This is a genomic window from uncultured Sulfitobacter sp. (assembly GCF_947500075.1).
Lineage (GTDB): Bacteria > Pseudomonadota > Alphaproteobacteria > Rhodobacterales > Rhodobacteraceae > Sulfitobacter.
Genome location: NZ_CANMQS010000002.1, coordinates 505,768 through 518,518, shown reverse-complemented (window position 1 = coordinate 518,518; position 12,751 = coordinate 505,768). Strand labels below are relative to the sequence as shown.

15 protein-coding genes are annotated in these 12,751 nt (G+C 63.8%); 11 read left to right on the top strand and 4 right to left on the bottom strand.

Annotation, left to right across the window (positions count from 1 at the left end):
* The first annotated feature begins 81 nt into the window (after positions 1-81).
* From Q1A91_RS07460 to Q1A91_RS07440, 5 genes are read left to right on the top strand one after another with little or no spacing between them, the layout of a single operon-like run.
* Positions 82-972 carry a DMT family transporter gene (locus Q1A91_RS07460; protein WP_299875123.1) on the top strand — a complete coding sequence of 297 codons (891 nt, stop codon included), beginning with the start codon at positions 82-84 and terminating at the stop codon, positions 970-972.
* A gap of 40 nt (positions 973-1,012) precedes the next feature.
* Complete coding sequence (eno, locus tag Q1A91_RS07455) at positions 1,013-2,287, top strand: phosphopyruvate hydratase (RefSeq protein ID WP_299875120.1); 1,275 nt, start codon at positions 1,013-1,015, stop codon at positions 2,285-2,287.
* Complete coding sequence (locus Q1A91_RS07450) at positions 2,287-2,799, top strand: GNAT family N-acetyltransferase (RefSeq protein WP_299875117.1); 513 nt, start codon at positions 2,287-2,289, stop codon at positions 2,797-2,799. Before eno ends, Q1A91_RS07450 begins: the two co-directional genes overlap by 1 nt.
* A complete protein-coding gene (locus Q1A91_RS07445; protein ID WP_299875114.1) occupies positions 2,796-3,212 on the top strand; it encodes a cupin domain-containing protein in 417 nt (138 codons plus the stop codon). The genes Q1A91_RS07450 and Q1A91_RS07445 overlap by 4 nt, the downstream gene beginning before the upstream one ends.
* Positions 3,209-3,514 (top strand): hypothetical protein, encoded by a 306-nt coding sequence (locus Q1A91_RS07440; protein WP_299875111.1) that lies wholly within the window; start codon positions 3,209-3,211, stop codon positions 3,512-3,514. The genes Q1A91_RS07445 and Q1A91_RS07440 overlap by 4 nt, the downstream gene beginning before the upstream one ends.
* A 232-nt stretch (positions 3,515-3,746) precedes the next feature.
* Here Q1A91_RS07440 and Q1A91_RS07435 read toward each other — a convergent pair whose 3' ends face one another.
* Positions 3,747-4,850, bottom strand: a complete 1,104-nt coding sequence (locus Q1A91_RS07435) for an anhydro-N-acetylmuramic acid kinase (RefSeq protein WP_299875108.1) — start codon at positions 4,848-4,850, stop codon at positions 3,747-3,749.
* A 77-nt stretch (positions 4,851-4,927) separates the two neighbouring features.
* Here Q1A91_RS07435 and tyrS point away from each other — a divergent pair, with 77 nt between their 5' ends.
* The 4 genes from tyrS to Q1A91_RS07415 are packed head-to-tail and all read left to right on the top strand — an operon-like array spanning position 4,928 to position 8,364.
* Positions 4,928-6,178, top strand: coding sequence for a tyrosine--tRNA ligase (gene tyrS, locus Q1A91_RS07430; RefSeq protein WP_299875105.1), 1,251 nt, complete (start codon positions 4,928-4,930; stop codon positions 6,176-6,178).
* Between the two features lie 36 nt (positions 6,179-6,214).
* Complete coding sequence (locus tag Q1A91_RS07425) at positions 6,215-7,033, top strand: GNAT family N-acetyltransferase (protein WP_299875102.1); 819 nt, start codon at positions 6,215-6,217, stop codon at positions 7,031-7,033.
* A 36-nt stretch (positions 7,034-7,069) separates the two neighbouring features.
* Positions 7,070-7,825 carry an SDR family NAD(P)-dependent oxidoreductase gene (locus tag Q1A91_RS07420; protein WP_299875099.1) on the top strand — a complete coding sequence of 252 codons (756 nt, stop codon included), beginning with the start codon at positions 7,070-7,072 and terminating at the stop codon, positions 7,823-7,825.
* Positions 7,822-8,364 carry a sugar O-acetyltransferase gene (locus Q1A91_RS07415; protein ID WP_299875096.1) on the top strand — a complete coding sequence of 181 codons (543 nt, stop codon included), beginning with the start codon at positions 7,822-7,824 and terminating at the stop codon, positions 8,362-8,364. Before Q1A91_RS07420 ends, Q1A91_RS07415 begins: the two co-directional genes overlap by 4 nt.
* A gap of 85 nt (positions 8,365-8,449) precedes the next feature.
* Here Q1A91_RS07415 and Q1A91_RS07410 read toward each other — a convergent pair whose 3' ends face one another.
* The 3 genes from Q1A91_RS07410 to Q1A91_RS07400 all read right to left on the bottom strand — a co-directional run bounded on the left by Q1A91_RS07410 (position 8,450) and on the right by Q1A91_RS07400 (position 11,642).
* Entirely contained in the window at positions 8,450-10,258 is a 1,809-nt protein-coding gene (locus tag Q1A91_RS07410; protein ID WP_299875093.1) for an ABC-F family ATP-binding cassette domain-containing protein, read from the bottom strand.
* An 89-nt stretch (positions 10,259-10,347) separates the two neighbouring features.
* Positions 10,348-11,070, bottom strand: coding sequence for a GNAT family N-acyltransferase (locus Q1A91_RS07405; protein WP_299875090.1), 723 nt, complete (start codon positions 11,068-11,070; stop codon positions 10,348-10,350).
* A gap of 110 nt (positions 11,071-11,180) precedes the next feature.
* The gene (locus Q1A91_RS07400; protein ID WP_367278654.1) at positions 11,181-11,642 is read right to left on the bottom strand and encodes an outer membrane protein assembly factor BamE; all 462 of its coding nucleotides are present in this window, start codon (positions 11,640-11,642) and stop codon (positions 11,181-11,183) included.
* Positions 11,643-11,740: 98 nt separating this feature from the next.
* Here Q1A91_RS07400 and Q1A91_RS07395 point away from each other — a divergent pair, with 98 nt between their 5' ends.
* Complete coding sequence (locus tag Q1A91_RS07395) at positions 11,741-12,292, top strand: DUF177 domain-containing protein (RefSeq protein ID WP_299875084.1); 552 nt, start codon at positions 11,741-11,743, stop codon at positions 12,290-12,292.
* A gap of 221 nt (positions 12,293-12,513) precedes the next feature.
* The gene (rpmF, locus tag Q1A91_RS07390; protein ID WP_299875081.1) at positions 12,514-12,720 is read left to right on the top strand and encodes a 50S ribosomal protein L32; all 207 of its coding nucleotides are present in this window, start codon (positions 12,514-12,516) and stop codon (positions 12,718-12,720) included.
* Positions 12,721-12,751: the final 31 nt, after the last annotated feature.

Sequence of the window (12,751 nt, the reverse complement as noted above, 5' to 3'; positions counted from 1 at the left end):
GCGCGCCACCACCACCCCTTGCCCTTGCCCCTCAAAACGGTCATCCCTGCCCCGACGGCTCCCCCCTTGAAAGGACATCCCATGGACAACCTGCGCGGCGCGGCCCTGATGGTCCTCTCCATGCTCGGGTTCGCGGTGGAGGACATGCTGATCAAGCTGGTGGCAGAAGTACTGCCGATCGGCCAGATCCTGTTCATGCTCGGGGTTGGCGGGGCAACGGTCTTTGCCATCGTGGTCAAACTGCAAGGGGATGCGCTCTTTGTGCCGCAGATGCGCAGCATCCCGATCCTGCTGCGCGCCGTGGGCGAACTGGCAGGCACCATGGCCTTCGTCTCCGCCATCGTGCTCACGCCGCTCTCCAGCGCGTCGGCCATTTTGCAAGCCACCCCGCTTGCCGTGACCATGGGCGCGGCGATCTTTCTGGGCGAACAGGTCGGCTGGCGGCGGTGGAGCGCGGTCACCGTGGGCCTCATGGGCGTCCTGCTGATCATCCGCCCCGGCATGGCCAGTTTTGAGCCTTTGTCCCTGCTAGCCGTCATTGCGGTCTTTGGCCTCGGCATGCGCGATCTTGCCACCCGGCGGGTGCCCCGCACCATCTCCACCATGCAGCTCAGCTTTCTGGGTTTTGCGGCCGTGATCCCCGCCGGACCGCTGATGCTGTGGCTGGGCGGACAGCCCCCTGTGGCGCCTGTCGGTCAGCCCCTGCTGCTCTTTTGCGGCGCGCTTTTCATCGGGCTTTTTGCCTATTACGCGATTGTCGCCGCGGTCCGTCTGGGCGATCTGGGATTTGTCGCCCCGTTCCGCTATTCGCGGATGCTCTTTGCGCTGGTGATCGGCGTCATGGTCTTTGACGAATCCCCCGATGCACTCACCCTCACTGGTGCGGCCATCATCGTCGCCTCCGGCATCTACACCGTCCTGCGCGAACGCAAAACCCAGCGTGCCCTTTCCAACGCGCAGCCATCGGTCTAAAACCCGGCCAAACCCGCAGCCAATCCCAAGGATCCCGCCCATGAGCACCATCATCGACATCTTCGCCCGCGAAATCCTCGACAGCCGGGGCAACCCCACGGTTGAAGTCGACATCACGCTCGAAGACGGCACCATGGGCCGCGCGGCGGTGCCTTCGGGGGCCTCCACGGGCGCCTATGAGGCGGTTGAGATGCGCGACGGCGACAAGGCGCGCTACAAAGGCAAAGGCGTGCTGGGCGCTTGCGCGGCGGTGAACGGAGAGATTGCGGAGAACCTGCTGGGGCTCGATGCCACCGATCAGGTCGAACTCGACGCCGCGATGATCGAGCTTGACGGGACCGACAATAAATCCCGCCTCGGGGCGAATGCGATCCTTGGCGTGTCCCTCGCAGCGGCGAAGGCAGCGGCAGACTACTGCACGCAACCGCTCTACCGCTACGTCGGCGGCACCTCTGCCCGCGTGCTGCCCGTGCCGATGATGAACATCATCAACGGCGGCGAACACGCGGACAACCCTATCGACATTCAGGAATTCATGATCATGCCCGTCGCGGCGGAGAACATCCGCGAAGCCGTGCGCATGGGCTCCGAAGTCTTCCATACCCTCAAAGGCGAATTGTCCGCCGCAGGCCTCTCCACGGGTATCGGCGACGAAGGCGGCTTTGCGCCCAACCTGTCGTCCACCCGCGATGCGCTGGATTTCATCCTCAAAGCCATTGAAAAGGCAGGGTATAAACCGGGCGATGACATCCACCTCGCCCTCGATTGCGCGGCAACCGAATACTACAAGGATGGCAAATACGAGATGGCCGGCGAAGGCGCCTCCCTCTCCTCGGATGAAAACGCCGCCTACCTCGCGGCGCTGGTGAAAGACTACCCGATCATCTCCATCGAAGATGGCATGTCCGAAGACGACTGGGACGGCTGGAAAGCCCTCACCGATCTGATCGGCGACAAAGTCCAACTGGTGGGCGACGATCTGTTTGTCACCAACCCCGCGCGTCTGGCGATGGGGATCGAGAAAGGCTGCGCGAACTCCATGCTGGTCAAGGTCAACCAGATCGGCACGCTGACCGAGACCCTCAAAGCCGTCGACATGGCCCACCGCGCGCGGATGACCAACGTCATGTCCCACCGCTCAGGTGAGACGGAGGATGCCACCATCGCGGACCTCGCCGTCGCGACCAACTGCGGGCAGATCAAAACCGGCAGCCTCGCGCGTTCCGACCGGCTGGCGAAATACAACCAGCTCATCCGCATCGAAGAGCAGTTGGGCGAAGCCGCCGAATACGCCGGCCGCTCTATCCTGCGGTGATGGCGTTCACCCTGACATCCGTCACATCGGCAGAGGATCTGGACGCCGTCCGGGCCCTCTGCTGGGACTATCGGCAGGCCCTGATCGACAACAACCCTGTGGATCTGGCGATCACAGAACGGTTCTATCCCGAACCCAAATACACCACGCTCATGGACAGGCTGGCCGATGAACACGCCCGCCCCAAGGGGATCATCCTGCTGGCCCGCGACGCGCAAGGCGCCCCCGCAGGCTGCGGGATGAGCCATGCGCTGGACGCGCAAACCTCTGAAATCAAACGTGTCTTCGTGCCGCAGACCCACCGCAGCCAGGGCATCGCCGCGCGCCTGTGCAGCGTCCTGGTGGATCAGGCAAAGGCCGACGGCTTTGCCCGTGTCGTCCTCGACACCTCCACCCACCTGCCGGGCGCCAAACAGCTCTACGACAAACTCGGTTTCACCCGGCGCGGTCCCTATCAGCCCATACCCGAAGACCTGCTGCCGCATCTGCTGTTTTTCGAGAAGGCCCTGTGACGCCCGCGCAGATCATCACCCATCTGGACCTCGCGCCGCACCCCGAAGGCGGGCATTACCGTCAGACCTGGGTGGACACCACCAGCGATGGCCGCCCCAGCGGCACCTGCATCTACTTCCTGCTGCAACGGGGTGAACGCAGCCACTGGCACCGGGTCGACGCCACCGAAATCTGGCTCTACCACGCCGGCGCGCCGCTCCACCTGCACATGTCCGCCACCGATGCAGGCCCAGCCAGGACCCATCTGCTGACCCCGGACCTGACCCAAGGCGCACCCCAGATCATCGTGCCACGCGATCACTGGCAAGCGGCTGAAACAACGGGCGATTTTACCCTCGTCAGCTGCACCGTCTCCCCCGGCTTCAGCTTCGACGGCTTCACCCTTGCAGACCCGGCGTTCACCATCCCATGACCAAACGTCTCCCCCTCTTTCTGGGTGCCGCCGCGATTGGCCTGACCATTGCCGCCTGGGACCGCAGCCGCGCCACGGAAACCACCCTGCGCGCCACTGTCATCGAAGTAGAAGAACGCCAAATGAACGCTGGCCCCGACCAGTGGTTCCTGACCGTCACATTCGAGGATCAAACCCACTCCCTCGGCCCCCTGCAAGCCCGCCCCACCGTGGCAGCAGGCGACATCATCTGCGTCATCCAATCCGTGGCCGGTCACCGCGACACCACCTATCGCCGCGCGCCCGCGTCGACGGTCTGCTGATCCCCCCGCCACGCGCGCCCGTCCGTCCTGCCAATCCATCTGGTCTGGAGCCGCCCTTGCGTGGCACGTGGCGGCACTATCCTCAAGACCTTGCAAAGAAAAATCGCCGAGGGACCCGCTTGCGGGATACGGTCTATTTTACTTTGGAAGGGCTGGAGGATGGTGCAGACAAAGGGTCATGCAAGGGCGGCTCCAGACCCTCTGGTTTGGTGAGACCCGCAGCGCTGCTCGCCTACGGCAAAGACACCGTCCCGCCCCCAACGCTCGCCCGCACCCCCGTCGTGCCCGGACAAGACGTCGCCATCCCCCGCGCCACCCGCACCGCCAGATAAGCAAAGGCCTGCGCCTCCAGCATATCGCCATCCAGCCCGACCGCTTCGACCGGGCGCACCGGGCACTCCAGCCCCGCCGCCAGCATTTCCATCAACACCGGATTGTGCCGCCCGCCGCCTGTGACCAGCACCTCTGATGGGGCAGACGGGCAATGCTGCATCGCTTCGGCCACGCCCGCCGCACACATGGCCGTCAGGGTCGCTGCGGCATCGGCATCCGCCAGCTCCCCCACCAGCCCGATCATCTGCGCAAAATCATTGCGGTCCAGTGACTTCGGCGGCATCCGGGCGAAATAGTGCTCCGCCAGAAACAACTCCAACGCCCCCGTCTCCACCTGCCCCTGCCGCGCCAGCGCACCACCCTTGTCAAACGCCACCCCGCGCCGCGCCTGCATCAAATCGTTCAGCGGCGCATTTGCAGGCCCTGTGTCAAACGCCAGCAATGCCCCCTCCGTCTCCGGCTCTGCCACACCCGGATCCACCCAGGTCACATTCCCCACACCACCCAGGTTCAAAAACGCCACCGGTGCCTCTGCCCCGATGTACCGCGCGCAGGCATGGTGAAAGAACGGCGCCAGCGGTGCGCCCTCTCCGCCCAACGCCACATCCGCTGAGCGGAAATCCCACGCCACCGGCACACCCAAAGCAGCCGCCAAAGCCGCCCCGTCGCCCACTTGCAAGGTGCCACGCGTGCGCGGCGCATGGGCCAGGGTCTGCCCATGAAAACCAATGATATCAATGCCCTCAAAGCCGCCCAGCACCGCCCGGTGCGCGGCGTCCACGACCTCTGCCGCCGCCATCACCTCCGCACCATCCCAGCGCCCCAAGGCGCGCGCCAGCACCGCACGCTCCGCCTCCGAATAGCCCCGATACCCGGTCTCTCCAAACCCCAGAATATCGCGCCCGTCCGTGACCAGCACCGCCGCATCCACCCCGTCCAGCGATGTGCCCGACATCGCTCCCAAGGCGCGCACCGCACCTGTCTTGCCAATGGCCCTGCTCATGTCTCTACGCGGGCCTTTCCCTTTGACGACGCACCGCCTATAGATTGCCCCGCATTCCAAGCCCGAGGCAAGACGTCATGACCTACCATCCCAAATCGGCCTTCATCCACACGATGAAAGAGCGCGGCTTTCTCGCCGATTGCACCGATTATCAGGGGCTGGATGAGGCACTGATGAAAGGCACCCAACCGGCCTACATCGGCTATGACGCCACCGCGCAATCGCTGCATGTGGGCCACCTGCTGAACATCATGATGCTGCGCTGGTTGCAGAAATGCGGGCACAAACCGATCACCCTGATGGGCGGCGGCACCACCAAGGTGGGGGATCCCTCCTTCCGCGCGGATGAACGTCCCCTGCTCGGCCCCGAACAGATTGACGCCAACATCGCGGGCATGCAGCAGGTGTTTGAGAAATACCTGACCTACGGGGAAGGCGCATCTGACGCGCTGATGCTCAACAACGCCGAATGGCTCGACAACCTGAACTACCTCGATTTCCTGCGCGACATCGGGCGGCATTTCTCCGTCAACCGGATGCTCTCCTTTGAATCCGTCAAATCCCGCCTTGACCGCGAACAGTCGCTGTCCTTCCTAGAATTCAACTACATGATCCTGCAAGCCTATGATTTCATGGAGCTTCACCGCCGCTACGGCTGCATCCTGCAAATGGGTGGCAGCGACCAATGGGGCAATATTGTCAACGGCATCGACCTCACCCGCCGGGTGATCGACGGCGAAGTCTACGGCCTCACCTCGCCGCTGCTGACCACCTCGGACGGCAAGAAAATGGGCAAATCCCAGGGCGGGGCGATCTGGCTCAACGGCGATATGCTGTCGCCTTATGAGTTCTGGCAGTTCTGGCGCAACACCACCGACGCGGACGTGGGCCGTTTCCTCAAGCTCTACACCGAACTGCCGGTGGAAGAATGCGACCGCCTCGGCGCGCTCGAAGGGGCGGAGATCAACGCCGCCAAAATCAAACTCGCCAACGAAGTCACCACCCTGCTGCACGGCGCGGACGCTGCCGCCACAGCAGAGAAGACCGCACGCGAGGTCTTTGAAAAAGGCGGCGTGGGGGATGATCTGCCCACCCTGACCCTGTCGGCGGCGGACGTGGGTGACGGCATCTCCATTGTGCAACTCATCGTCAAATCCGGCCTCGCAGGCTCCGGCAGGGAAGCCAAACGCCTGATTGCGGAAAACGGGGCCAAGATCGACGACGCGCCGCTGACGGACGCCGGCATGATGCTGGATGCAGCCGCACTTGCCAGCCCGATCAAACTGTCGGCCGGCAAAAAGCGCCACGCGCTTGTGCAGATCGGGTAATCTCTCCTTAACCATGTCGCGCCCAAACTGCGCGGCATGTTTGACGCTGCCCCCGCACACACCCACGCGCTCCTTCAGGACCCCGCCTTCGCCGCTGCCCTGCGCCTGTGCGGCCAGCGCCCGATCACCCTGCCCTGCGGCCTGACCCTGCTCAACCGCCCGCTGCTGGGCGTGCCGTTCCTGATGCTCCCCCGTGCCGCGCCGCCCCCCGACCTCTCCGACCAACTGCGCGCGCGCGGCCTGCACCGCCGCCCGCTGCTCCTCTCTCCCGAAACCCAAGCCCCCCTCCCGCGCGCCCTGCGCATCAGCGCGCCCCAAACCTTGCTGCATCTGGACCTCACCGGCGACCTGCGCGCGGCACTCCACCCCAAATGGCGCAACCAGCTGCGCCACGTCGAAGCCAGCCCGCTGCGCATCCGCACCAGCCGCCTGCCCCCCGATCACGCCCTGCTGACGCTCGAAGAAAACCAATCCAAAACAGCCGGCTACCAGAACTGGCCCCGCGCCCTCACCACCGCTTTCGCCACTGTCGCGCCCAGGCAAACACACCTCTTCACCGCCACCCTGCACGGTCACGCAATCGCCCATATGCTGTTTTTGACCCACGGCCAGCGCGCCAGCTACCACATCGGCCACACCACGGCAGAGGGGCGCGCCCACCACGCCCACAACCTCACGCTCTATACCGCCATGACCCAGCTTGCGCGGCTCGGCCATACCACCCTCGATCTGGGCCGCACCGATCCCAAAACCCCCAATCTCACCCGCTTCAAATCCCGCACCGGTGCCCGCGCGACCCCGACGGGCGGCACATGGCTGCGCTGGTCCCCCCTTGCACCCCGGCGCGCCCCGTGATTTTCTGAACACCCGTTCAAAAAGCAGGAGCCGCCCATGCAGATCACCACAACCGCCGCCGTCATCACCGGCGGCGCATCCGGTCTGGGCGAAGCCACCGCCCGCCATTTCGCAGCCCAGGGCGCGAAAGTGACCCTGTTTGACCGCGACGCCACCCGTGGCGCGCAGGTGGCCGAAGAGATTGGCGGCTTTTTCGTAGAAACAGACGTCACCGATGAGGGCTCCGTTCAAAACGCCATCCAGACAGCGCAGGACAAGATGGGCGGCCTCACCGCCGCCGTGAACTGTGCAGGCGTCGCCATCGCCGCCAAAACCACAGGCCGCGACGGTGCACACCCGCTGCCGGCATGGCAAACCACCATCGACGTGAACCTCACCGGCACCTTCAACATCGCGCGTTTCGCGGCCACCGCCATGGCGTCCAACGCCCCCGAACCCGACGGCGCGCGCGGGGTGATCATCAACACCGCTTCCATCGCCGCCTTTGACGGGCAGAAAGGCCAGGTCGCCTATGCCGCCTCCAAAGGGGGCATCGTCGGCATGACCCTGCCCATGGCCCGCGATCTGGCCAAGGACGGTATCCGCGTGATGACCATCGCGCCGGGCATCTTCGCCACGCCCATGCTCAAGGGCCTCCCGCAAGAGGTGCAGGACAGCCTCGCCGCCGAAGTCACCAACCCCGCCCGTCTGGGCGACCCAGGCGAATACGCCCGCCTCGCCGCCTTCGTTGTCGAAATGGGCTATCTGAATGGGGAAGTGATCCGTCTCGACGGCGCACTGCGCATGCGATGAGCGAAACCGACAGAATGGCCGCCGGGGAATGGTACTCCTGTCTCGATCCCGCGCTTGAGATGTGGCGCAGCACTGCGCGGGCTGCTGTGCACGCCCACAACCAGGCCGCCCCCGACACCCGCACCTCGCTCAGCGCGGCGCTGTCTGATCTTTTCGCGGTGCATGGCGCGGATTGCTACATCGAATCCCCCTTCCATTGCTCCTATGGGTTCAACATCCATCTCGGCCACACGGTCTATATCAATGCAGGCTGCACCATTCTCGATTCCGCCCCGGTGCACATCGGCAATCACACGATGATCGGCCCCGGCGTGCAGATCCTCTGCGCCCAGCATCACAAGGACCCCGCCAAGCGCCGCGCGGGGATTGAGATCGCCCTGCCCGTGACCATCGGTGCGGACGTCTGGATCGGCGCGGGTGCGATCCTCATGCCGGGGGTTGAGATCGGCGCCGAAGCCATCATCGGCGCCGGTGCCGTGGTCACCAAAAACGTCGCCTCCGGCGTCACCGTCATGGGCACGCCAGCGGCCCCGCGTTAACTTTTTGCTGTACAGGTTGTGTACAGCCTGTGCACGGGGCGTGTACGGGCTGTGACGATGAACAAACCCCTAACGGGCGGTGTGGCTAGTTTTCGGCTTTTTCGGCCAGGATCAGCCATTCCTCTTCGGCGGCGGCCAGCTTTTCCTGTCTCTCTACAAGGGCTTGCGTGGCTTTGTTGAACTTCACCGGCTCCCGCGTGAAAAGCGCCGGATCGGCCAAAAGCCCCTCCAGTTTGCCAATCTCCGATTCCAGCCGTTCCAGCTCCCCCGGCAGCGCCTCCAGCCGGTGTTTCTCGGTAAAGGTTAACCCACCGCGCGCTGTCTTTTCCGCCTTGGTTTTCGCCGCCGCTTTCTTCGAAGGCACGACGCTGCCCGCAAAGTCATCCATCCCCCGCTGCGCCAGATAATCGGACCATCCGCCCGCGTACACCGTGGCCTTCCCGTCACCCTCCATGGCGATTGTGGTGGCCGCCACCCGGTCCAGAAAATCCCGGTCGTGGCTGACCAGAATGACCGTGCCGTCATAGGTGCCCAGCAGTTCCTGCAACAGGTCCAGCGTCTCCACATCCAGATCATTCGTCGGCTCGTCCAGCACCAGCACATTCGACGGCCGCGCCATGATCTTGGCCAGCAGCAACCGCGCCTTCTCTCCCCCTGAAAGGGAGCGTACCGGCGCCCGTGCCTGCCCCTCATCAAACAGAAATTCCTTAAGGTATCCAACAACATGCTTGGGGTTGCCACGCACCAGCACCTGATCGGCCTTGCCAGATACGCGCATCTCCGGATCGCCCGTCAGACTGTCCCACAGCGACATATCCCCATCCAGCTGCGCGCGGGCCTGATCGAACAAGGCAAGCTCCAGATTGGTGCCCAGTTTGATGGTCCCACTGTCCGGCGCTTCGCGCCCAATCAGCATGTTGAGCAGCGTGGTCTTGCCCACCCCATTGGGCCCCACCAGAGCAATCCGGTCGCCCCGCTGCACTGTCAGGGTAAAATCCCGCACAATCTCAACCTCTTGAAAAGCCTTGGAAACCCCAATGACTTCCATCACCTTCCGCCCCGATTTCGGCCCCGCATCCAGCGCCATCGCCGCCGTGCCCTGCCGGGTGATCTGATCCGCCCGCTGCTTGCGCAAATCCTGCAAAGCCCGCACCCGCCCCTGATTGCGCTTGCGCCGGGCCGAGATCCCCTCAACCGCCCACCGCGCCTCGGCCTTGATCTTGCGGTTCAGCTTGTGCCGCTGGGTGTCTTCCTCTTCCCAGACCGCATCGCGCCAGACCTCGAAGTTCTCAAACCCCTTGTCCTGCCTGCGCACATCGCCCCGGTCCACCCACAGCGTCGCCCGCGTCAGCGCGCGCAGAAACGCCCGGTCATGGCTGATCAGCACAAAGGCCGACCGGGTCTGCCGCAGCTCTTCCTCCAGCCAGCCAATCGCTTGAATATCCAGGTGATTTGTCGGCTCATCCAACAACATCAACCCCGGCGCTTCGGCCATCAGCCGCGCCAATGCGGCGCGCCTGCGCTCCCCCCCACTGGCGGTCGCCACCTTGCGGTCAGGATCAAACTTCAACCCCGCGCCTGCGCGCTCCACCTTGTACATCTCGCCGGGTTCCAGCGCATGGGCGGCAAAGTCCCCCAGCGTCTCAAACCCGCTCAAATCTGGGTCCTGCTCCATATACCCCACAGAGACACCCTGTCCGGGGATCACATCCCCCCGGTCCGGCTCCACCAAACCGGCCATGACTTTCATTAACGTCGATTTCCCGGACCCGTTGCGCCCCACCAGCGCAATCCGGTCACCGGGCTGCACCACCAGAGACAGGTCGTCAAAGACCGGATCCCCCCCGAATGTCAGAGAGATATCAGTGAGCTGCAAGAGAGGTGTACGTACCATCCCCCGCAGCTAGCCGCCCCACTGGCAAAAGACAACGCCCCGCCCCTTCCAAATGGTTCAAAAAACCCTGCCAGAGGCCTAGAATCTCTTTAAACCAACGCCCGCAACAACCGCTTACGTGCCGCGGGAATCGCCCCGATCTCCAACCCCGTGAAGACATGCAGCGTGTTCATCTGGTGATCGACCACCGCATGATCGCTGACCCAGCCCCCCATCATCAGATAGGTGCGCAGCAGTGGCGGCATGCGCAGCATCGCCTTGCGCACGTCCGGCTTGCGCCGCAGCTTGGCGGCATAGCGGAACACATCCGGCGCCTTGACCCTGGGCAGCCAGCGCTTGGGCGCCAGATGGCGCGCGCGCAGCATCGCAAAGGCGTCCAGGTAGTGTTCCGTCTCGATCCCTGCAAAGGACGAACACCCAAACAGCAGCTGCACATCATGGGCGTCAACGTATTCCGTCATCGCGGCCCAGGCCAGCCGCAGGATATCCGGGTCGCGCCGGTCAGGCGCCACGCAGAACCGTCCCAGTTCCATCATCAGCCCTTCATAGGCCTGCAAGGCGCTCAATTCATAAAACTGCGCGGCATAGCTGTCCGCCAGATCGGCCCCATGCAGGGCCAGCAAACGGTAGGTGCAGACCAGCGCGCCATCTGTGGTATCTTCGACAAGGATATGCGTGCAGCGCGCGTCGTGGGGGTCACTGTCGACGCCGGGCAGTTTGAATGCCGCCATCCGCAGTGCCTGTGCGGCGGCAAGATCCCCAGCGCCGTTTGCCGTGCGTGCCACATAACGGCCCTTGTGCAATCGGATCATGGTGCACTCCATCTCAAATGCCGCCGCGCATGTTTCATGCGGCGCAGGTTACCCTCTGATCCAAAAATGTAACACGCCAGTGACGCAGGCCCTGTCACCAGACCAATCAATCAGCCGCCGCCAAGTCCGGCAGGGCCCAGACGCCCGATGTTGCCAAGAAGCTGACGCAGGAACGTCCGGTTGCTGACCGGCGAGGATGTCACCCGACGCGACAGCGGCACAACCTGCCCGCGTTCCAATCCGAACCGTTCCACATTCTGCACAACGCCACTGGCAGAGAAACTGATGGCCACCACTTCGCGGTCAATCTCCCGCGCGGCAAGGAATCCAAGCGCCCGCTTGCGGGAACGGACGTAGTAGTACCCGCCTTCCGTCAACACCCCGGAGGAGGCAGGCACGCCCACCTTCTCTGCCACACTGGCCCGTGTGTCCGCCCCGACCTCGATCAGGTCAAGCTCTTCTTGCGGCGGGATATATCCGTGATTGCTGAACTGCGGGGTGCAGGCGCCCACTGCAATTATCAACGCCAAAACGGAAGCCCGTTTTGCAATCTGCCTGCTGCGGCTGCTCATGCGCATATGGTCTGGCCTCTTGCTCTTCAAACTTCCCGCTTCTATGTCGCATACACCATCGCGCCCCTGAGGTTCAAGAAACGAAAGCAGGTAGTTGCATGTCACGTACCCCACCCAGCACCACAGCCCTGCGTGTTGCCGATCTGTCGACCGCCACCGAGAACGGGTTCAGCTACCGGCCAGACGCCGGTGCGCTGGCCGAGATTGCCCGGGCTCTGGGGCTGAACGCCCTGCGAAAACTGAGCTTTGAGGGCCAGATCAGGCCCATGGGCAAGACCGACTGGCAGCTCGATGCCCGGCTGGGGGCGACTGCGGTACAGGCCTGTGTGGTCACGCTGGAACCTGTGACCACCCGTGTGGATACCAATGTCACCCGCCGGTTCCTGTCGGATTACAGCGATCCCGACGATCCCGAAGTCGAAATGCCCGAGGACGATACGATTGAGGCCCTGGGTGCCTGGATTGATCCCTATGAGGTCATGCAGGAAGCGCTGGCGCTCGCCCTGCCTGACTATCCGCGCAAGGATGACGCGGCATTGGGGCAGATGGTCTATACCCAACCGGGTCAGACACCCATGACGGACGAAGATGCACGGCCCTTTGCGGGGCTTGCAGGCCTGCGGGATGCACTGGAAGACGACAAGGATTGAAGCCCGATAAAGGGCGCAGGCTTCCCACCGGCCTGTGCGCCCAAGACAGGGCTTGCATCCTTGCACTTTCACAGTATTTTGCGCGCCTCACCTCACTTAGGGTTGGACATCGCGCGGCCCCTCGCATAAAGCGGCGTAATACCCAATCGGGACCTGAATGAAACACGGCTGCGACCTCCCATCCGGGGACGTGCGGCCCCCAAACGACAAAGGCACCAGACATGGCTGTCCAGCAGAATAAAGTCTCCAAATCGCGCCGCAACAACCGCCGCGCCCACGATTCGCTTGTCGCCGCAAACCCGAACGAATGTTCCAACTGCGGTGAACTGAAGCGTCCGCACCACATCTGTGCATCCTGCGGTCACTATGACGATAACGAAGTTGTCGCCCTGACCGAGGAGATTGATCTGGAAGACGACGCGGCCTAAGCGGCCTGATCATCGTTTCAGCGCAACATCA

Coding starts and splice junctions, on each gene's coding strand:
- Q1A91_RS07435 (WP_299875108.1), bottom strand. CDS start 4,850: ATGAGCAGGGCCATTGGCAAGACAGGTGCGGTGCGCGCCTTGGGAGCG.
- Q1A91_RS07415 (WP_299875096.1), top strand. CDS start 7,822: ATGAGCGAAACCGACAGAATGGCCGCCGGGGAATGGTACTCCTGTCTC.
- Q1A91_RS07420 (WP_299875099.1), top strand. CDS start 7,070: ATGCAGATCACCACAACCGCCGCCGTCATCACCGGCGGCGCATCCGGT.
- eno (WP_299875120.1), top strand. CDS start 1,013: ATGAGCACCATCATCGACATCTTCGCCCGCGAAATCCTCGACAGCCGG.
- Q1A91_RS07405 (WP_299875090.1), bottom strand. CDS start 11,070: ATGATCCGATTGCACAAGGGCCGTTATGTGGCACGCACGGCAAACGGC.
- Q1A91_RS07440 (WP_299875111.1), top strand. CDS start 3,209: ATGACCAAACGTCTCCCCCTCTTTCTGGGTGCCGCCGCGATTGGCCTG.
- Q1A91_RS07410 (WP_299875093.1), bottom strand. CDS start 10,258: ATGGTACGTACACCTCTCTTGCAGCTCACTGATATCTCTCTGACATTC.
- Q1A91_RS07400 (WP_367278654.1), bottom strand. CDS start 11,642: ATGAGCAGCCGCAGCAGGCAGATTGCAAAACGGGCTTCCGTTTTGGCG.
- Q1A91_RS07450 (WP_299875117.1), top strand. CDS start 2,287: ATGGCGTTCACCCTGACATCCGTCACATCGGCAGAGGATCTGGACGCC.
- Q1A91_RS07460 (WP_299875123.1), top strand. CDS start 82: ATGGACAACCTGCGCGGCGCGGCCCTGATGGTCCTCTCCATGCTCGGG.
- Q1A91_RS07425 (WP_299875102.1), top strand. CDS start 6,215: ATGTTTGACGCTGCCCCCGCACACACCCACGCGCTCCTTCAGGACCCC.
- Q1A91_RS07395 (WP_299875084.1), top strand. CDS start 11,741: ATGTCACGTACCCCACCCAGCACCACAGCCCTGCGTGTTGCCGATCTG.
- rpmF (WP_299875081.1), top strand. CDS start 12,514: ATGGCTGTCCAGCAGAATAAAGTCTCCAAATCGCGCCGCAACAACCGC.
- tyrS (WP_299875105.1), top strand. CDS start 4,928: ATGACCTACCATCCCAAATCGGCCTTCATCCACACGATGAAAGAGCGC.